The 19,022-nt window shown below is 67.5% G+C and carries 16 protein-coding genes and 5 pseudogenes; 12 read left to right on the top strand and 9 right to left on the bottom strand.

All coding sequences use genetic code 11. From position 1 onward, the window contains the following. Positions 1–271 (bottom strand): AzlC family ABC transporter permease (locus tag RMT89_RS37825; protein ID WP_315888302.1); only part of this gene is annotated, 271 nt, incomplete at its 3' end. 36 nt (positions 272–307) lie between these two features. On the opposite strand from RMT89_RS37825, the pseudogene RMT89_RS37820 reads away from it, so the two are divergent. Then, positions 308–664, top strand: a pseudogene (locus RMT89_RS37820) (cupin domain-containing protein); the annotation flags it as partial. A gap of 98 nt (positions 665–762) precedes the next feature. Here RMT89_RS37820 and RMT89_RS37815 read toward each other — a convergent pair. Continuing rightward, complete coding sequence (locus tag RMT89_RS37815) at positions 763–966, bottom strand: cold-shock protein (protein ID WP_003992177.1); 204 nt, start codon at positions 964–966, stop codon at positions 763–765. A 285-nt stretch (positions 967–1,251) separates the two neighbouring features. Between RMT89_RS37815 and RMT89_RS37810 the strand changes: the two genes are divergently transcribed. After that, positions 1,252–2,100, top strand: a complete 849-nt coding sequence (locus RMT89_RS37810; RefSeq protein WP_315888300.1) for a menaquinone biosynthesis protein — start codon at positions 1,252–1,254, stop codon at positions 2,098–2,100. 290 nt (positions 2,101–2,390) lie between these two features. Here the strand turns inward: RMT89_RS37810 and RMT89_RS37805 are convergent. Then, positions 2,391–2,873, bottom strand: a pseudogene (locus RMT89_RS37805) (cell division protein FtsK); the annotation flags it as partial. Between RMT89_RS37805 and RMT89_RS37800 the strand changes: the two are divergent. Both RMT89_RS37800 and RMT89_RS37795 read left to right on the top strand, forming a co-directional pair. After that, complete coding sequence (locus tag RMT89_RS37800; RefSeq protein WP_315888299.1) at positions 2,823–5,360, top strand: protein kinase domain-containing protein; 2,538 nt, start codon at positions 2,823–2,825, stop codon at positions 5,358–5,360. The pseudogene RMT89_RS37805 and the gene RMT89_RS37800 overlap by 51 nt on opposite strands. Positions 5,361–5,461: 101 nt before the next feature. Beyond that, positions 5,462–9,925 (top strand): FtsK/SpoIIIE domain-containing protein, encoded by a 4,464-nt coding sequence (locus tag RMT89_RS37795; protein WP_315888301.1) that lies wholly within the window; start codon positions 5,462–5,464, stop codon positions 9,923–9,925. Between the two features lie 214 nt (positions 9,926–10,139). Here RMT89_RS37795 and RMT89_RS37790 read toward each other — a convergent pair whose 3' ends face one another. Further along, the gene (locus RMT89_RS37790; RefSeq protein WP_315888298.1) at positions 10,140–10,400 is read right to left on the bottom strand and encodes a WXG100 family type VII secretion target; all 261 of its coding nucleotides are present in this window, start codon (positions 10,398–10,400) and stop codon (positions 10,140–10,142) included. A 215-nt stretch (positions 10,401–10,615) separates the two neighbouring features. Between RMT89_RS37790 and RMT89_RS37785 the strand changes: the two genes are divergently transcribed. From RMT89_RS37785 to RMT89_RS37770, 4 genes are all read left to right on the top strand, one after another. Continuing rightward, on the top strand, positions 10,616–10,873 hold the full coding sequence (locus RMT89_RS37785; RefSeq protein ID WP_315888297.1) for a hypothetical protein: 258 nt from the start codon (positions 10,616–10,618) through the stop codon (positions 10,871–10,873). A gap of 62 nt (positions 10,874–10,935) precedes the next feature. After that, positions 10,936–11,310, top strand: coding sequence for a hypothetical protein (locus RMT89_RS37780; RefSeq protein ID WP_315888296.1), 375 nt, complete (start codon positions 10,936–10,938; stop codon positions 11,308–11,310). A 137-nt stretch (positions 11,311–11,447) separates the two neighbouring features. Next, positions 11,448–11,954 carry a hypothetical protein gene (locus tag RMT89_RS37775; protein WP_315888295.1) on the top strand — a complete coding sequence of 169 codons (507 nt, stop codon included), beginning with the start codon at positions 11,448–11,450 and terminating at the stop codon, positions 11,952–11,954. Between the two features lie 42 nt (positions 11,955–11,996). Beyond that, on the top strand, positions 11,997–13,391 hold the full coding sequence (locus tag RMT89_RS37770) for an IS4 family transposase (RefSeq protein WP_315888294.1): 1,395 nt from the start codon (positions 11,997–11,999) through the stop codon (positions 13,389–13,391). Between the two features lie 50 nt (positions 13,392–13,441). Here RMT89_RS37770 and RMT89_RS37765 read toward each other — a convergent pair whose 3' ends face one another. From RMT89_RS37765 to RMT89_RS37755, 3 genes are read right to left on the bottom strand one after another with little or no spacing between them, the layout of a single operon-like run. Beyond that, positions 13,442–14,053 (bottom strand): hypothetical protein, encoded by a 612-nt coding sequence (locus RMT89_RS37765; protein WP_315888293.1) that lies wholly within the window; start codon positions 14,051–14,053, stop codon positions 13,442–13,444. A 12-nt stretch (positions 14,054–14,065) separates the two neighbouring features. After that, the gene (locus RMT89_RS37760) at positions 14,066–15,529 is read right to left on the bottom strand and encodes a hypothetical protein (RefSeq protein WP_315888292.1); all 1,464 of its coding nucleotides are present in this window, start codon (positions 15,527–15,529) and stop codon (positions 14,066–14,068) included. Next, positions 15,522–15,854 carry an SAV_915 family protein gene (locus tag RMT89_RS37755; RefSeq protein ID WP_315888291.1) on the bottom strand — a complete coding sequence of 111 codons (333 nt, stop codon included), beginning with the start codon at positions 15,852–15,854 and terminating at the stop codon, positions 15,522–15,524. The genes RMT89_RS37760 and RMT89_RS37755 overlap by 8 nt, the downstream gene beginning before the upstream one ends. A 182-nt stretch (positions 15,855–16,036) precedes the next feature. On the opposite strand from RMT89_RS37755, the gene RMT89_RS37750 reads away from it, so the two are divergent. From RMT89_RS37750 to RMT89_RS37735, 4 genes and pseudogenes are all read left to right on the top strand, one after another. After that, on the top strand, positions 16,037–16,339 hold the full coding sequence (locus tag RMT89_RS37750) for a hypothetical protein (RefSeq protein ID WP_315888290.1): 303 nt from the start codon (positions 16,037–16,039) through the stop codon (positions 16,337–16,339). Positions 16,340–16,701: 362 nt separating this feature from the next. Continuing rightward, entirely contained in the window at positions 16,702–17,151 is a 450-nt protein-coding gene (locus RMT89_RS37745; protein ID WP_315888289.1) for a transposase, read from the top strand. A 58-nt stretch (positions 17,152–17,209) separates the two neighbouring features. After that, on the top strand, positions 17,210–18,124 hold the full coding sequence (locus tag RMT89_RS37740) for an IS982 family transposase (RefSeq protein WP_315888288.1): 915 nt from the start codon (positions 17,210–17,212) through the stop codon (positions 18,122–18,124). Between the two features lie 79 nt (positions 18,125–18,203). Continuing rightward, positions 18,204–18,341: pseudogene (locus RMT89_RS37735) on the top strand (transposase); the annotation flags it as partial. Positions 18,342–18,521: 180 nt separating this feature from the next. Here the strand turns inward: RMT89_RS37735 and RMT89_RS37730 are convergent. Further along, positions 18,522–18,725: pseudogene (locus RMT89_RS37730) on the bottom strand (transposase); the annotation flags it as partial. Between the two features lie 89 nt (positions 18,726–18,814). Further along, positions 18,815–19,022, bottom strand: a pseudogene (locus RMT89_RS37725) (transposase); the annotation flags it as partial.

The raw sequence follows: 19,022 nt of genomic DNA, 5'->3' as shown, positions 1-19,022 counted from the left end.
TCACCAGACGGGCCCCGAGAAAACGGGACAGACGGCCACCGCTCCCCAAGACATCCGCGACCGCCAGAGTGAACGCCGCCGTCCGGGTGTTCAGCATCAGCCCGGTCGCCGCGGCCGCGAGAGGCCCGCCCCCGGCCGGCAGCACCCCGACAGCACTGAACTGCGCGGACCCGGCATACACCACCAGCGACATCACCACCGGCACCCACACCGGAAGCCCGCCCGCCACAGCGATCGCCCCGAAGGAAACCCCGGCCACCCCACTGGCCACCCACACCAGAGAGGCATCCCGGACCAGCTCACGGGCGCCCTGGTGGAGCCCCCGATGCCGTCCGTGCAGGTCATCCGCGCGGGGCAGGGGCCGACGGTGGCATCGGAGAAGGCCGAGTACGCCGCCACGCTGCTCTCCGCCAGCCCGCCCGGCGCCCGCCGCGACATCTACCACCTACGGGCCGAACCCGGGCCCGCCCGAGAGTCGGAGCCGCACATTCCGGGCTCCGTGGAGCATCTGATCGTGAGCACGGGGAGGGTGAAGGCCGGACCCGCGGGGGAAGAGGCCGAACTCGACCCCGGGGACTACGTGTCGTACCGCGGCGACATACCGCACTCGTACGAGGCCCTCGCGCCCGGCACGACGTTCGTACTGGTCATGCAGCACACCTAGGGAAAAGGCAGGAGCCCCGGCACCTTGCGGCGCGGGGCTCCTTGGGTACTGCTCTCAGGTCCGGCTCAGAGACGAGGCTCGCCTCGGATGAGGATCGCTCAGACGGGGGTGACGTTCTCCGCCTGCGGGCCCTTCGGGCCCTGGGTCACGTCGAAGGAGACCTGCTGGTTCTCCTCCAGCGAACGGAAGCCGCTCGCATTGATCGCGGAGTAGTGGACGAAGACGTCGGGGCCGCCGCCCTCCTGGGCGATGAAGCCAAAGCCCTTTTCGGCGTTGAACCACTTAACGGTTCCGGTAGCCATAAGCCCTCCTTGGGCCCAAAGGGTTGCCCTGCTCCAGAACCTGCAAGTGTGAGAGCAAATGCCTGCACTGCATACTTCTGAAAACGACTAGAGCCCGCGGTTACATGCTCCGCAGGCTCTGTACTGCAAGGGAAACCAAACTGCAACTTGCGGCGAGCCTAGCACGCGGGCAGCCGAAAGCAACAGAGGTCAAGATCACGTCACCCGGATGTTTGAAGATCGCGAAAATGGGTTGACGTCGGGGTCGGACTCTGGAGCGTACTCCACAGGGTCTAGCCTCGCGATGTGGACAATTCTCGCACCCGGCCGCGCGTCGGCCACATCCAGTTCCTGAACTGCCTGCCCCTGTACTGGGGGCTCGCGAGAACGGGCACGCTCCTCGACTTCGAGCTCACCAAGGACACCCCGGAGAAGCTCAGCGAGCAGCTGGTGCAGGGAGACCTCGACATCGGGCCCATCACCCTGGTCGAGTTCCTCAAGAACGCCGACGATCTGGTCGCCTTCCCCGACATCGCTGTCGGCTGCGACGGACCGGTGATGTCGTGCGTGATCGTCTCGCAGGTCCCGCTGCAGAAGCTGGACGGCGCCCGGGTCGCCCTGGGCTCGACCTCGCGTACGTCGGTACGCCTCGCCCAACTGCTTCTGGCCGAGCGGTACGGCGTACAGCCCGACTACTACACCTGCCCGCCCGACCTCAGCCTGATGATGCAGGAGGCGGACGCCGCCGTACTCATCGGCGATGCCGCCCTGCGCGCCAACCTGCACGACGGCCCGCGGTTCGGGCTTGAGGTGCACGACCTCGGCGCGCTCTGGAAGGAGTGGACCGGGCTGCCCTTCGTCTTCGCCGTATGGGCCGCCCGCCGCGACTACCTGGAGCGCGAGCCCGTCATCACCCGCCGCGTCCACGAGGCCTTCCTCGCCTCCCGCAACCTCTCCCTGGAAGAGGTCGGCAAGGTCGCCGAACAGGCCGCCCGCTGGGAGGCCTTCGACCAGCGGATCCTGGAGCGCTACTTCACCACCCTCGACTTCCGCTTCGGCGCGCCCCAGCTCGCCGCGGTCGCGGAGTTCGCCCGCCGGGTGGGCCCGACGACCGGCTTCCCGGCCGACGTGAAGGTCGATCTTCTCCAGCCGTAGCGACGGGCAGGCGAACGATCACCACGGGTGCCGGTGGCCGCCACACCTTCGCCTGGCGAGAACTGCGCGACGGCTACGGCTCCGACAAGACCTGGACGACCACCGCCTCCCACACGGACGGCATCGTCAGCGCCCGGGACCAGGTGGAGGACGTGAAGGGCTCAAGCCCGCTGTCCACCTGCTACAGCAGCAAGGCCTACAACTCGTACTTGTAGGCCGTACCGATCAGCCGAACCGACGCGGAAGGGGCCCGGGCAACGCGCCCGGGCCCCTCTCCGTGCCCGCTACGGTCACCCGGGGACGACCACCGTCCGCAGCTCGCCGTCGCCCAGGTGCAGCATGCCCTTGCCGGGCACCGCCTGGCCGCCGACCATGCTCCGGTTGAGGCGGACGCCGATGAGGTCGCCGCTGGAGGACTCCTGCGGGGAGAGCAGGATGCCGCGGCGGGCCTTCTTGGCGTCGACCTGCCAGCCGGAGAACCCGCTGCAGACGTCCTCCTCGTCACCGGCGATGACCAGCGCGAGCCCGCGTTCGGCGCCACGGGAGACGATCTTCTTCATCTGGCTCTCGGCGTCGCAGTCCTCCAGGATCTCGCCGTCGTCGATGAGGACGACGACCGGGTTCTCCACCGACGGCTCCGCGCCGTCGATGAGCTCCTCGAACTCGTCCTCGTCGATGTCGTCGCCCGTGTAGACCTTCAGCACGCCGTCCACACCGTCCAGTTGGCGCACCGGCGACTGGCGAGGCGCGGCGACGATGAGCCGTACGCCCTGATTTTCGCCGTCTGGGCCGCCCGCTGGGAGGCCTTCGACCAGCGCATCCTGGAGCGCTGCTTCACCACCCTCGACTTCTGCTTCGGCGAGCCCCAGCTCGCGGCGGTCGCGGAGTTCGCGCGGCGGGTCGGACCGAGCACCGGTTTCCCCGCGGACGTGGGGGTCATCTGTTACTGCCCTGACGCCCCGTGGGTCTCACCCGTACCGGCGATTACTAATGTGTCTATTACCGCGAACACTATGTCGGCACGGGGAAGGCCCGCCATGGAGACACTGCAGCCGGACGATCCAAGGGAGTTGGGCAGCTACAGAATGCTGCGGCGGCTCGGCGTCGGCGGCATGGGGCGCGTCTATCTGGCCCGTTCGCCCGGCGGCCGTACCGTGGCTGTGAAGATCGTCCGCCCGGACCTGGCGGCGGACGCCGACTTCCGAAGCCGCTTTCGCCATGAGGTCGAGATCGCTAAGGCGGTCTCCGGCCGCTTCACCGCTCCCGTCGTGGACGCCGACCCGGACGCGCCGCTGCCCTGGCTGGCGACGTCGTACGTGCTGGGCCCTGATCTCACGGACGTGGTCGCCGCGCATGGAGCGCTGCCGGAGCGGACCGTACGCGCGCTGGCTGCGGGCCTGGCCACCGCGCTTCAGGAAATCCACGCGGCGGGCCTGATCCACCGCGACCTCAAGCCTTCGAACGTCCTGCTCGCGGCCGACGGCCCGCGTGTCATCGACTTCGGGATCGCCCGTGCGGTCGACGGAAACCGTATGACACAGACGGGAGTTGTCGTCGGTTCGCCCGGATACATGCCGCCGGAGCAGACGCTGGGACAGGACGTGGGGCCCGCGGGCGACGTGTTCTCGCTGGGCGCGGTGCTGGCTTCCGCGGCGACCGGGCGTGGGGCCTTCGGTGACGGCGCTGCCTCGCACGCGGCGCTGCTCTACCAGGTGGTCCATGGCGAACCGGACTTGACCGATGTACCGCAGTCCCTGCTCGGTCTGATCCGTGCCTGTTTGCTCAAGGACCCCGCACGGCGGCCGGCTCCCACCGAGATCGTGGCGGCCCTGGCCCCGCAGGGTGTCGAGAGCGTGCTCAACGACTGGCTTCCGTCGGCAGTAGCCTCGACCATCGCGACGCATGCGGCGGGGATCCTGGACCTTGAGGCGCCGGTGCAATCGGCCCCGGCCGCTTTCGGGCCGGCGCCGGGCTACGGATCTCCGCCCGCTCCCGGATACGACACTCCGCGACCGGGCGCCGTACACCTCGGTTCCGACCCGTCCCCCTCTCGCCGCCGTGTCCTTACCACCGCGATCGGTGGAGCAGCGGCTGTCGCCGTGGCCGGCGGCGCCACGGTCTTGTGGCTGGGCGGGGGTGACGCCTCCTCGACCACGGCAACGGATTCAGCGGGCAAGGGCCCTTCGGCCCAGCCTGCCGAAGAGACCTTTTCGACCCCGCCGGCCGGGGTTGCGCCGCAACCCTTGTGGCACAAGACGGTCGCGGAGGACAGCACGTCCTCTGCCGTGCCGCTGCTCACCCACGACGGCCTGCTGCTGATCAGCGGAGACCCGCTCGTGGCGTACGACGTGAAGACCGGCAAGGCCCGCTGGTCCAAATCCGGCATCTGCCGTCCCGGCGCGCCGCTGCTCTTCCACGACGGCAAAGTGTTCCTCGCTGACGGCGATTACGAGGGCGCACTCGTCGCCTACGACGTCAGGACCGGTGACGAGGCCTGGCGCAGCCGACTCGGCAAGCAGCTCACAGTCGAGGACACGATCGCTGTGGACGCCAAGAACGTATACGTCACGGCGACCGACTACAGCCAGTCCCAGAGCGCCACCAAGTACCGCACGGCCGTTGCCGCCATCAGCCACACGACTGGCAAGGAAACGTGGCTCCAGCGGCGAGACTGGGGCACGAAGGACTACGACGTCCAGGGCGCGGTCTCCGGCAAGTACCTGGTCTACGCGGACTCCAACTACAATCTCACCGTGCGGTCCACCGCCACCGGCGCCCAGCTGTGGACCAAGAAGATCGGCGACGAGTGGACCCGGCCGCCCACGATCGCGAAAGGTCTCGTCTTCCTGCCGGGCGACCAGCTCAAGGCCGTCGACGCGGACACGGGAGACACTGTGTGGACGCTGTCCCCGAACGGCCGTCGGGGCTTCAACAATCCGACCGTCATCGACGGTGTGCTGTACGTGAGTGATCACGACGACGGCGTGTGGGCCGTGAACGCGAAGTCCGGCGAGCGGGTCTGGCTGTGCGACGAGTTGGACGTCGACGGACCGGAATCCTTCGTGAAGGCCGGCACGTCGCTCTACGGCGGCGCGGGTGCCCTCGGCGGAGGTCTCGTCGCCTTCCAGGCCAAGACCGGCAAGCTCCGCTGGACTTACACCGACGGCAAGAGCCACGGCGAGCCGTGGCAGGTGGCCCTCTCTGGGAACCGGCTGCTGGCGGCGGGTGGGCCGGAGATCTACGCGTTGGGCGCCGTCTGACCATCCTAGGGCTGCCGGGCGCGGTGTTGAGCGCGGCCAGTAGTCTCCGTTCACTGACGCAACAGATCCGGCCGCAGGGGCCGACGGGGAGGATGACGACCATGCGGATGCTGGTCACGGTCGTGGGCGAGGGCGGTAAGCCGCAGGACGTGGTTGTCGACACGGACGACACCGCGACGGCCGGCGACGTTGCGCAGGCACTCATGACGGCAGCCGGGCACCGGACCACCCTTCCCAGCAACGTCGTAGCCATGCCGGGCGCGCCGGCCGCGGCGCTACCCGGCCATGGAGCGGCGCTGACCGGAACGCCGTCGTTGTGGGCGGACGGCGTGCTCTGTGACCCGGAGGCTCCGGCGGCCAGTGTCCTTCGGGATGGCGTACGCGTGTCGGTCGACGACTCGATCGGCCCGCTGTTGCGCAAAGGCGAGCCTGTCGGCCGGTACGAACTCAGGGTGGCGGGTGGTCCTGCCTCCGGCCGGGTCATCCGGCTGGGCGTCGGCGCCGCCACTGTAGGGGCAGCGCCCACCTGCTCGCTGCCCGTCGCGGACCCTTCACTGCCGCAGATCGCGCTCCGAGTGACGATCGACATACAAGGCGACACCAAGCTCAGCCCCGAGGCGGGCACCGAGGTCCTGCTCGATGACGAGCCGGTGGAGGACGGGGCGTCCTGGCCGCTCGGCGGCGTCGTACGCGTCGGCGACTCGCTGCTCGTCCTCGATCAGGTCACCGAGCCCGACGCGCATCTGTCCCTGATGAGCGAGGGCGGCCTCGCCTACAACCGTCCCCCGCGCCTGTCCCCCCTGCGGCCCCGGCGGCGTCTGGTCGTCCCCGTGCCGCCTACTAAGGGGGACAAAGCCAAGTTCCAATTCATCATGGCGTTCATGCCGATGCTCTTCGGCCTGGCCATGTACTTCCTCACCAAGCAGATCTACATGCTGCTGTTCGGCCTGATGAGCCCCATGATGATGGCCGCGCAGTGGCTCAGTGAGAACCGCGAGGGCAAGAAGAAGGACAAGACCTCGCTGAAGCAGTACAAGAAGGATCTCGCGGAACACGAGGCCGAGCTCGTCACCCTCGGCAAGGAGGAGCAGCGCGCTCGTCGCGTGGACGCCCCAGACCCGGCCGAGATCCTGCTCTTCGCGACCGGCCCGCGCCGCCGCCTGTGGGAGCGCCGTCTCACCGACCCCGACGCGATGATGCTCAGGGTCGGCGTCGGCGGACTGGAGTCCGACGTCGAACTCGTCATGGGGCGCGGCGGCACTTCGTACGACGAGGACCGTCCGGAACCCCCCGTCCTGCCGGACGTTCCGGTCACCCTCCCCTTCACCCGGCTCGGTGTGGTCGGTGTTGCGGGTGAGCGTGCACGTGCCTTGGCCACGGCCCGCTGGATCGCCGTTCAGGCGGCGGTGCTGCACAGCCCCCGCGACCTCTCCCTGGTGTCCTTGGCAGCCACCCCGCAGGCGGGCGCCGAATGGCACTGGGTGCACTGGCTGCCCCACACCAACCCCGACCAGGGCCAGGACTGTGTGGCCCTCGTCGGCTTCGACGCCGAGGGCATCACCCGCCGGGTCAACGAGCTGCTGAACGAACTGGCTCGGCGCAAGGCGGCCCGTGAACAGCAGAACATGATGGGCCAGCTGTATCCGGACGCCAACATCCTGCTGATCCTGGACGGCGCGCGCCTGCTGCGCCGGGTGCCCGGCGTCCCCCAACTCCTCACCGAGGGTCCGCAGTACGGCATCATCGCCCTCTGCATCGACGAGGACGAGCGCCTCCTCCCCGAGGAGTGCAAGGCCGTCGTCGCCTGGTCCCACGACTCCCCGCAACACGTCCGCGTCCGCGGCTACGGCATGGAAGGCGTCGGCGACATCCTTGCCGACCAGGTCAGCTACGAGTTCTGCGAACTCCTCGCGCGCTCCCTGGCGCCCGTGCGCGACGTCAGCCGCGACGACGCCGACGCCGCGCTGCCGACCTCGGCCCGGCTGCTGAACCTGCTGGACATGGCGAACCCGTCCGGCGCCGACGTGGAGCGGATCTGGCAGGCCGGCGGCTCCACGACCGCCGCCCCGATCGGCATTGCCGCGGACGGCCCGTTCGTCCTGGACATCCGCAGGGACGGCCCGCACGCGCTGGTCGCTGGCACCACCGGTGCCGGTAAGTCGGAGCTGCTCCAGACGATCATTGCGTCGCTCGCGGTGGCCAACCGCCCGGACGCCCTCAACTACGTCCTTATCGACTACAAGGGCGGCAGCGCCTTCATGGACTGCGCCCGGCTGCCCCATACGGTCGGCATGGTCAGCGACCTCGACGCCCATCTGACCGAACGCGCCCTCGCCTCGCTGGCGGCCGAGCTGCACCGCCGGGAGAAGATCCTCTTCGACGCGGCCGCGAAGGACATCGAGGACTACAACGACACCCGCAAGCTCCGCCCCGAGCTGGAGCCGATGCCCCGACTCGTTCTCGTCATCGATGAGTTCGCTTCCCTGGTCGCCGAGCTCCCCGACTTCATCGCGGGCCTGGTCGACATCGCCCGCCGAGGCCGCTCGCTCGGCGTCCACCTGGTGCTGGCCACCCAGCGCCCGGCGGGTGTAGTGAGCGCCGACATCAGGGCGAACACCAACCTGAGGATCGCCCTGCGCGTCACGGACGCCTCCGAGTCCATGGACGTCATCGACGCCCCCGACTCGGGCGCCATCGCCAAGTCCACCCCCGGCCGCATGTATGTCCGTTCCGGCGCCCAGTCCCTGGTCGGCGTGCAATCGGCCCGTATCGGTGGCCGCCGCCCGGCGACCGGCCAGACAGGCCCGAAGGCAACCCTGATCCCCCTGCCCTGGAACGCCTTTGCCCGCCCGCTGCCCAGGTGGCAGGAGGCCGAGGACGACGGCACCATGGTCACCGACCTGGCAGTCTTGGTCGACGCCGTGGCCGACGGGGCGACGCGCATGGGCTTCGGACCACAGCGCAGCCCGTGGCTGCCGCCACTGGCGGAGCAGGTGACGCTGGAGGAACTGGAGCCGTACTCATTCGCGCCCGATACCGGTACTGATGTGGCTCCGGTCCCGTACGGTCTGATCGACCAGCCGGCGAAGCAGAGCCGGACGCCGCTGGCGCTGGACCTAGTGCACGGTGAGCACACCCTGCTGCTGGGCGGTGCTCGCTCGGGCCGCTCGACTGCGCTGCGCACACTGGGCGGCTCCCTGGCCCGCGCGACATCCCCTCACGACGTGCACGTCTACGGAATCGACTGCGGCTCGAACGCGCTGCTCCCGCTGATGCGTCTGCCGCATGTCGGCGCGATCGTCACCCGCGACGAACCCGACCGAGTCCGCCGGCTCATCGAACGCCTCCAGGCCGAGATCGCCCGTCGGCAGCAACTCCTCGCCATGGAGGGCGCCTCCAGCGCGGCCGAGCAGCGGGCGACGGCGGCACCGGAGGACAAACTGCCGTGGATGGTGCTGCTCCTGGACAGCTGGGAGGGCTTCACGTCGACGTTCGAGAACTACAACTACGGGCAGCTGCTGGACGCGGCCCAGCGAATCTTCCGTGAAGGTTCGGCGGTGGGCCTGAAGGTCGTCATGACGGCGGACCGCAGCGGTCTGAGCGGCCATGTCTCCTCCGCCTTCCGGGACCGGATGGTGCTGCGCTTCGCCGACCCGAACGACTACTCCACGGCAGGCCTCCAGGCCCGCGAGGTCCCCAAGAACATGCCGCCCGGCCGTGTGCTGCGCATCACCGACACAGGCGTCGACGAGACCCAGATCGGATTGCTGACCGAGGATCCGGCGGGCCAGGCCCAGGTGCGGGCACTGCGCGACATTGCCGAGGGGGCGCGCACCCGCTACCCCCGCATCCCCGTGGCCCGCCGCCCCCTGCGGGTGGACGCCCTCCCGCAGCGCATCACCGCGTCCGAGGCGCTGGCCCTGGACCCCGACTTCACGGCCCCGTCCCGCCTCTGGTCCCTGATCTGCGTCGGCGGCGACGAACTCCACCCCATCGGCATCGACCTGGAGGAGAACGGCCCCGGCTTCGTCGTCGCGGGCCCGCCGAAGTCCGGCCGCTCCACACTCCTGTTGGCGGCGACGGAGTCCCTGCTGCGGGCCAGCACGCCGGTGGTCCTGGTGACGCCCCGCCGCTCGCCGCTACGTGACCTGGAGGGCCGGGAGGGCGTACTCGGCGTCCTGAACGCCGAGAGCCGCGGGGACGACCTGGAGGACCTGGTCGAGGGCGTGTCCGACGGCACGTATGTGGTGATCGTCGACGACGCGGAACTCCTGTACGACACCAACCTCGACGAGGCCCTCGAAACGGTTGTCCGCAAGGGCGCCGACGGCGGCCTCGGCATCATCGCCGCCGGCACGACGGACAGCCTGTCCGGCCAGTACCGAGGCTTCGCCGTGGAGGCCCGCAAGTCCCGCAACGGCCTGCTGCTGACCCCGCAGAGCCCTTCGGACGGCGAGTTGTTCGGTATCCGACTGCCTGCGAACAGCGGGGGCGGACCGGCCGGCAGCGGGCTGTTCATCTCGGGCGGGGCATTCATGCCGGTGCAGGCGGTCATGAACGGCTGACAAACGTGGGGCCCGGCTCGGTGAGTTGGGCCCCGTGTCGGTGGACTACGGCCTGGTGAGGCTCACCCCTTCGGGGCCTTGGGTTTCGGCGTCCGGGGGCCAGATGGGCGCAGCGCTGCAAAAGGTCCATACGACAGCGAGGCACCGGAGCCGGACCGTTACGGTCTCGGCCGGTGCCCCGCTGTCTGGTGACGAGCTCGCGGTTCGCCTGTGATCAGGTGGCGCGCTCGATGTTGTCGGCGCTGGTGTTCGCCGACTTGCTGGCGTCGTTCAGGGTGTCGACCCACTTGTCGAAGGTGGGCTTCACGTCGCGCCAGTCGTCCCGGAAGCGGTCGGCCTTGGGGCCCTTCCAGTAGCCGGAGCTCTCGGAAGTGGCCGACTCCAAGGCCTTGATGAGGGCCTGGAGGTCGTTGGCCTTGCGGCCGAACAACTTGGACAAATCCCGGAGCCGTGTGAGATCTGCACCGCGATCCATGGCGATCCTCCCCGTGTAGTTGGTAGGCAAGCGGACTATCCGTTTGCAACAGTGGACGCTACCGCACCATCCGTAGTTCCCGTCCAACGCCCAAGAGGACGGGGTCTTCCGGTGAACAACTCGTGTTAATCCGTGCTCGGCTGGAGCAGAGGCCCCGCAGGCCGCACGGGGCTCCGCAGTATGCTGAGGGACTGGAGACAGCGGGGGAGACTGCTATGGCGAATCCGGACATACAGGAACTCAATCAGCGGGCCGGCCAGTTGAGGTCGCTTGCCGACCACATCGACCAACTCGTCGACGCCGCGAAGAAGCACAGCACCACCGGCATGAAGACTTGGTCCGGCCCGAACGCGGACAACGTACGCGGCAAGCTGAAGACCTGGCAGACGACGTGTGGCGGTGTCGCCAAGGCGCTGCGGCACGAGGCCCAGCAGTGCGCGCAGTCCGCCAAGGACCTCCAGGACAAGAAGTAGACAGCGGCAATAGTCAGTGAGCCGAGCGCGCCAGCGCCGCTTCCGGAGGGGACCTCAGACCAGTGCCTTCGTACGACAGCTCCCGCGCCCGCTTCCGCCTGGCGGACCGCCATATCGCCGTATTCGCCCATCTCCTGGACGGCGACTCGCCTCCCGAGGAGCTGTGGGAGTCGCTGGTCGAGTTGCAGCGCATCGGCCTGGTGGGCGAGGAGGGTGAACTGGCGCCGTTGCTGCGCGACCTGCTTGGAGCCCTCTCCGATCCCATGGTCATCATCCAGGTAGAGATCACGGGCGAGCACGGACCCGTCAACCACGGTGTGGTCGTAGGCCAGGAAGCCGTCATCTCGCACGACGGCTGGCCTGGCGAGGAGGAGTCGGAGTACGTCTCGATCGAACCCAACACCCTCGTCTGGATGGCGTCCCGCCGGGTGGTGTAGCCGATCAACGGACCGGAACTCGCAGGTCACGCCGGGTACTTCGACCGGCTGAGGCACTCCCCGCGCCTGACCGGGCCACTTCGCGTGCCGCGCCAACGGAGAGATCATCGCGAGCCAGGTACCGGAAGGCGAAGCGCATGATCGCTTACACCACCTCGCGGGACGCGACCCTCGTCTGGGAACTGGCCCGCAAGGTCAACCTGCACCGTGGGGAGAAGCCCGAGGAGGGCGAGTCCGAAGTCCGCATCGAGACGACGATGGCGGCGCTGGACGCGGCATTCGTGGCCCTGGAGGAGCCCGGGGCCGACGACGACGCGACGCGTGAGAACGTCCGCAAGGCGCTGGCAGAGGCGGACGCCGACCTCAAGGAGTCGGCTCTGGGCCAGTTCCTGGAACTGGTCGTCTCCCTCTACTCCACATGGCGTATCACCACGGGCTGGGACGGCAGGCACGACGGCGAACAAGCCACCATAGTCCGAGCCTTGGCGGTCTGGGACTGCGGCCCACTCGGCTACTGGATCCGGGAGCAGCCCGAGGAGCCGATCACGCCAGGGCAGGTCGGGCCGGAGGTCGTGTCCCTCGTCGTGCAACGCCAGTGCGTTAAGGATGTGTGCGCCCTGTCAAGAGGGCGGGACCTCTGGTAGTTCGCATGGTGTCGAAGCCATTGCGAGTGCCCGGAGGTCCCGTTGCCGCAGAATTCTGTCAGCGTCAGGTCCGGCGCGACAGCCCTGGACGTGTACGCGCCTGGCCATCTGGGCGAGTTGACCGAGATCATCGACCCCGAGTTGGTCGACGCGGTCCTGGAGGACACCGGTGTCCGACAGCAGCGGCTGCGGCTGCTCCCGGCCCGCGTCGTGGTGTACTTCGTGCTGGCCCTCGTCTTCTTCGAGCGGTCCTCCTATCAGGCGGTATGGGCCAAGCTCACGGCGGGACTGGGCGGCGTGCCCGTGGCCCGCCCGTGCGCTTCGTCGCTGGCCCGTGCCCGGCGCCGGCTGGGAAGCGGACCGCTGCGCCACTTGTTCTCGATCGTGGCCGGACCAGTGGCCGACCACCGCCAGTCCTGCGCCTTCTATCAGGGCCTGCGCCTGGTCGCCGTGGACGGCACCACCCTGTCCGCTCCCGACGAGGAAGCGGTGACCTGGCACTTTCGCAAGCACATCGGCAGGGTCCGCGCGTTCGGCTACCCGCTGGTGCGCGTGGTGGCCCTCGTGGAGTGCGGCACACGGGCTCTGGTGGACGCGGTCTTCGGACCCGACGACGTCGGCGAACTTGCCTACGCGCGCCGTCTGCTGGGACATCTGGATGCGTCGATGCTCCTGCTGGCCGACGCCTACTACGACGCGTTCGACTTCCTTCAGGCCGTGCAGGACACCGGGGCCTGTTTCGTGCTGCGTTCCACCCGCAAGCGGCGCCCGACGGTGCGTCGCGCGCTGCCCGACGGCTCCTACCTCACCGCGGTCCTGCCGCGCCGCCATCGTGCCAGGGCGAGCGGGCAGCGGGTTCAGGTGCGGGTGGTCGAGGCGTGGCTCACTGTCGTCCTCGCCGACGGCACCAGGCGCACGGAGCTGTGGCGGCTGCTGACCAATCTGCTGGATGCCGACAGTCATCCGGCAGACGACCTGCTGCGGCTCTACCACCGGCGCTGGCAGGCGGAAACCGCCTACCTGGAGATCAAGTCCACCATCCTGGGCGGCCGCGTCCTGCGCGCCCGCACCCCGGACGGCATCACCCAGGAGATCTACGCCCTGCTGGTCACCTACCAGGTCCTGCGCCTGGCCATGGCCGACGCCACCGCCACCCGCCCCGGCATCGACCCCGACCGGGCCAGCTTCACCATCGCCCTGAACACCGCCCGCGACCTGGTCATCCAAGCCGCGGGCGTCATCGCCGACACCGTCATCGACCTCGTCGGCACCATCGGCCGCCACGTCCTGGCCGACCTCATGCCCGACCGACGCACCCGCACCCGACCCCGCGTCGTCAAACGCGCGATCTCCAAATACAACGCCAAAGGCACCATCGACCGGACCAGCTACAAGGCCACCATCAGCATCAACATCCTGACCACACCAGAGCCTTGACACCCAACCCATCCGCCTATCTACACGGCATTGGATCTAGCCCTGTAGTACTAGAACTTGTCGAGGCGGACACTCTTGGAGCCGGGCGTTTCGGACCGGGCTGGTTCCGAAGGCTGTTGTGGCCAGGTGCGCAGAATCCAACGTCGGCGGAACACGACTGCGACTACCCCCGCGAGGAGCAGCAGTGCGATTGCTGAGGTGCCGTAGGCGGGCAGGTTGGCGGGCGGATCTGCGACCCAGCTTTGAGCGAGGATGCGGGAGGGATCCTCAGGGTCGTAGGTGACCAGCATGGAGTCACCAGTGTGTGCGTCGGGATACATGCCGACGTAATCCGTGAGCTTGACCTCGGTACCGGACTCGGGGCCCTGGACAAAGCGGACCTTCACGTATTTGGGCTTGTTGTCGACGCCGGTCACCGTAGCGGCAACGGTGACACCCTGCGAGCGTAGGTCCTGAACCAACGAGCGCGGCGGAAGCCAGAAGGAGAGGGCCACCCCAACAGCCAAGAGGAACACGCCGAACACGCCGAAAATCATTCGACGTTGCGGGATTCTCGGCCGGGGTTTGAAGGCGTCGACCGTGGCAGTGGCTTGCCGCGCCTTCTCGACGTGGGAGGGAAGCTGGTATTGGTCCCTGGTGCGCTTCTTTTTCTTATCGGCCATGGTCCGCCAACCTCATGAGAACCATCCGGACACTGTGTTCTTCACACCCGACGCGGCGTCACCGATTGCCTTGCCTGCGCTCTTTGCGGCGCCGGTGACAGCATTGACGGCCTTCCTGCCTACATCGGTCTTGATGAGATACGAGACGCCGTAGCCGACGCCGAAGCCCAACACGACACCTGCCGCGATTCCCCAGCCGACCGGACCTCCGACAGCCGCGACTGTCGCTGTCGCCGCCCATGTGCCGGCCATACCTGCCGCCATGCCGCCGACGTTTGCAGCGACAGCGACGTCCTCCTCTTCGCCGTTGCTGATGTCCCAGCCGATGGCACCGATGGTGAGGAGGCTACCGACAAGGGGCAGCTTTCCGCCGGCTCGGAGGGCTCGTCCGAAGAGCGTCGTTGTGCTAGGAGGTCTGAGCCCGGTAACCTTGCTGATCAACCAGCTGCCGCCATCGGCGACAGAGGCCTCCATAAGCCGGGAGAACGATCCCATCCCGTACTTCGCGAGGATGCGTTCTGCCTCGCGCGCTGACTGCCTGGAGGCGCGGGCTGCGCGTTTGGTGGCGTTTTTGAAGGCTCTCTTGTCCGCCGCGCTCATGGCGTTGATGCGCTGCTCGTACAGCTGACTTGCTGCGTCGGAGAATTTCTGCGATTGTTCCCAGAATTGTGCTGCGAATTTCGATTGAACTCCGATGACGCTGGCCAGCAGGCCAGCAGAATCGGACCAGGTGTCCGCGGGATCTAGTAGCTTCTTTGCTGCGATCTGCGTATGCTTCCACGCGAGGTCCCAGAGATCGGGGTTATCTCCCTGCATGAGTGCGCGATTGAGCACGGCAGTAGGCTCATTCTTCGAGAGCTCGCCGTGGAATAGGGCCGCCTTCTTGCCGAAGCCGGGCGCAGGAGTTTCGGTACTTACCGCAGTTGTGAAGGCAGATCCGAAAATCTTGACATCGTCCTTCGCTGTCGAGGCATTGGCTGCCGCGATGACTGTCGGAAGGTTCTTGACCAGATCAGGATCCATCTTTGCGTAGAAAGCAGATGCGAAGTCAGGGTCACCTTTATGCTTCGCGAGTTCCGTCGCAATTCTGTGGAATTCGGCCCCGGCTTTGCTGGGATCGAGCTCGGCCGCTTTGTTTGCGTCCTCGGCCAGTTTTTTGCCGCTTTCTCTGGCCTCGCCGATCGTCGCGATGGGCTCACGGAGCTGCACCATGGCGCCTGGCTTTTGCATGCCCTTCTGATCCAGTTCCATGGCGGCTGCGAGTGCCTGGCGGCGGCGAAGCATGGGCAACTCGTCGTCAATCCAGCTGGCAATCTTCCCGATTTGGGTGAGGTTGCTCGAATCCAGTCCGAACTTCTGGAATCTGCTCAAATAGGATGATTTAGAGCTGTGTAGGGTCTTGCTGCTGGATTCAAGATTTTTAATGGTTCTCAGTAGGTTGTCCGGGTTGATCCCGGAGAAGTTAGGGTCAACCACTGCTGGAGTTCAGTTCCATGCCATCGGTCAGTTGAGGGTCGATCAGTATGGCTTCGGCGCCCGATCCCTTGAGGGTCTGCCCCACCTTGTCTACGGGAAGGATGACCCAGGGCTGCTGCTGCCCCATCGCTTCGACCAGCAGTGGAACGGACGTGAAGGCAAGGGCAACGAGTTGCTCCTTGCCGCCGTTATCCGCTACGGGGATGAGGGTCACCTCGACAGTGCCATCGCTGATCGGGGCGCCGTCGGGGCCGTGGGGAACCTCGGTCATGGTGGGCAGTACGAGCACTTCCGGAGCGCCCAGAGCTGTTTCGGTTGAGGCCATCCCGACAGAATATAAGCTAGTTAAGATGTAGGCAATGTGAGCTCTGAACGTGTTGACGGCAGGAGCTGAGCTGATGCCGACGTGTCGTCCAGCCCCTGGCGCGGAAGAGTCAGTGGACTGTGAATGCACGCTGGTACGGTGAGCTTTCACCATCAAGAACGTGCCGAACCAGTGGGAGCGTTGTGACGGAATCCGAACCGAAAGTGGCTAATCCGCGAAAAGCGGACCTTGAGCGGTTGCGAAGCGATCTCGCCAAGGAGGCGGGGATCATCAAGAAGGCGCTCAAGGGGCCGACTGAGGAAATCGGTGGCAGCAAGGTCTGGGTTGGCAAGAATGCTCGAGCCTGGCACAGAGAGCTGGACGGCCGGCATAAGAAGCTCGGTGAACAGGTTGACAAGCTGCTTGCGACCATCGACGCGGCCATCCGTAGTGAACCCGAGAAGGTGTCGGCGAGCGAGGCTCGTATGTACCACAAGGGGATTTGAGGACTGACCTGCCAACAGGTGCCGCCGGACTCGGCATGGACCTGTTCGATCAGCGGTATCAGCTGCTCGTCACGCAGCCGGTACTACAACCGTGACTCGTGTCCGTGTTCGGTAGTCATGTGACGCGTTGACTCCTGCGTGAGAAGGCTTCCGCTTACCGCTCAACGGGCTTGTCTGGTCGAACAGGGGTCCTGATCGGGTGATCGCGGCAGGAGCGGCGCATGAAGGCAGGGCCTCTTGGTAGTTGCGGGGGTGCGATCCCGTCCGAGCAGTCCCAGGAGGCCCTGTACTACAGCCGTGACTCGTGTCCGTGTCCGGTAGTCATGTGACGCGTTGACTCCTGCGTGAGTACGGAGCGGGCTGTGCAGGTCTGGGCGGGCTGGTTCGATGACTTCTTCGCCGTGCTGGCGGGGGTCTTCGGGCGGGTCGAGCCACGCCGGATGGCAATGACCTACCTCAAGGCGCTGGTGGCGCCGGTCGAACGCAAAAACGGCTGGCAGATCGCCGAGCATGCCGGCCATACGACGCCGGACCGGGTGCAGTGGTTCCTGGCTCGCTCGACCTGGTGTGCGGATCAACTCCGGGACGCCTTACGGTCGTTCGTGGTGACGTTCCTGGCCCGGCCGGACGGGGTGCTGGTACTGGATGAGACCGCGTTCCTCAAGAAGGGCCGGATGTCGGCCGGGGTGGCCCCCCAGTACGCCGGGATCACCGGGCAGATCGAGAACTGCCAGGTCGCGGTGTTCTGCGCGTACGTCACCGACACCGGGCGGGCGCTGATCGACCGGGAGTTGTACCTGCCCGCCGCCTAGATGATTGATTCCAAGGGATCGGCTGCGCGCATGGGACGAGGGCGTCCAACGTCAGTGTGTGAAGACAGAGCTGGACACCCTCGCGACCGCACTCTATGTGAAGACCGACGACCTGCTGAAGGCGTCTCCGCATCTCGCGCCATGGCGTCCGGCGGTGGGGATCGCCCCGAAGCTCACCGACGCCGAGCTGGTCACACTGGCGATGATGCAGGCCATGCTCGGCTTCACCTCCGAGGCCAGGTGGCTTCGCCATGCCTGTTCCCACCTGCGGCATCTCTTCCCGTACCTGCCCAAGCAGCCCGGCTACAACAAGCGGCTGCGCAAGAGCGCCGGACTGCTTCGGCGCGTCACCCGGCTGCTGGCCACCGACACCTCGGTGTGGAGCGACGACGTGTGGATCGTGGACTCCACACCGGTGGAATGTGGCCGTTCACGCGAGACCGTCAAACGTTCCGACCTGGCCGGATGGGCCGAGTACGGGTACTGCGCCAGTCACAGCCGCTTCTTCTGGGGCCTGCGGCTGCACCTGGTGTGCACCCTCCAGGGCCTGCCCGTCGCCTTCGCGCTGACCGGCGCCAAGGCCGACGAGCGCGAGACCCTGCTGGACCTCCTCGCTGCCGAACCCGGCCTGGTCGCCGACCGGCCCGCCCAGACGCTGATCGGCGACAGGAACTACTTCGGAAGGGGCTTCGAGCACGAGCTGGCCGAGCAGGACATCCGGCTGCTGCGGCCGGCCCGCAAGGGCGAGCCGGAGCGGCCCGGAGCGCCCTTGTTCAAGCCGTTGCGGCAGGTCATCGAGTCGGTCAACGAGACTTTCAAGGGCCAACTCGATCTCGAACACCACCGAGGACGCACGCCAGGCGGTGTCGTCGCCCGTGTCATGCAGCGAATCCTCGCGATGACTGCCGCGATCTGGCACAACGACCACACAGGACAGGCCGTCCTACGCTCGCTGACCGCCTACGACCACTGACCCCTTGGAATCAATCATCTAGTGCGAGGACTCGGGCCGCTGTCGTGCCCAGCGCATTCCCCGTCCGCGCGCGAAGACGGTGGTCACCAAGCCGGAGCTGGGACGGCGCATGATCGAGCGGTGCCGGCGGGCGAGGGTTCCCTTCGGCTGGGTGGCCGCCGACAGTGCCTACGGCCAGGACCGCAAGCTCCGCGCCGCCCGGGAACGCCGCCGCATCCCCTATGTCATGGCCGTGCCGGTGGACGAGACCGTGTCCACCCCCGGCACCGGGCCCTTGCGCGTCGATAAGCTGGCCGCCCGCATCCCGCTGGTCTTCGAGCGTCGCTCGTGTGGCGCGGGGGCCAAGGGCTTTTCCCAGAACCTCGATCGTGGCCTCCTGCTCGCGAACCTTCCGCTGCAGCCGGACCAACTCCTCACGCTCCGCAGTGGTCAAAGCCCCGGCGGGCCCCTCACCGCGGTCGACCTTCGCCTGCTTCACCCACCCGCGCAGCCCTTCCGGACTCACGCCCAGATCCCGCGCGACCTCGGTGACCGTCTTCTCCGAGGACAACGCCAAGGCGACCGCGTCCCGCTTGAACTCGGCCGTGTACCGCTTGCTCATGTTGCTCTTGTTACTCACTACCTGTGACTGCTTCCTCCGGGACCATCCGTCCCAGTATCAAGCTGTCCGGTCGGCAGGGGGAACCTCACCCAGCCGAAGGGAACCCTCGCCCGCCGGCACCGCTCGATCATGCGCCGTCCCAGCTCCGGCTTGGTGACCACCGTCTTCGCGCGCGGACGGGGAATGCGCTGGGCACGACAGCGGCCCGAGTCCTCGCACCAGGCGGCGGGCAGGTACAACTCCCGGTCGATCAGCGCCCGCCCGGTGTCGGTGACGTACGCGCAGAACACCGCGACC

Source organism: Streptomyces sp. P17 (genome assembly GCF_032436805.1).
GTDB lineage: Bacteria > Actinomycetota > Actinomycetes > Streptomycetales > Streptomycetaceae > Streptomyces.
This window is presented reverse-complemented; position numbering and strand designations above follow the sequence as displayed.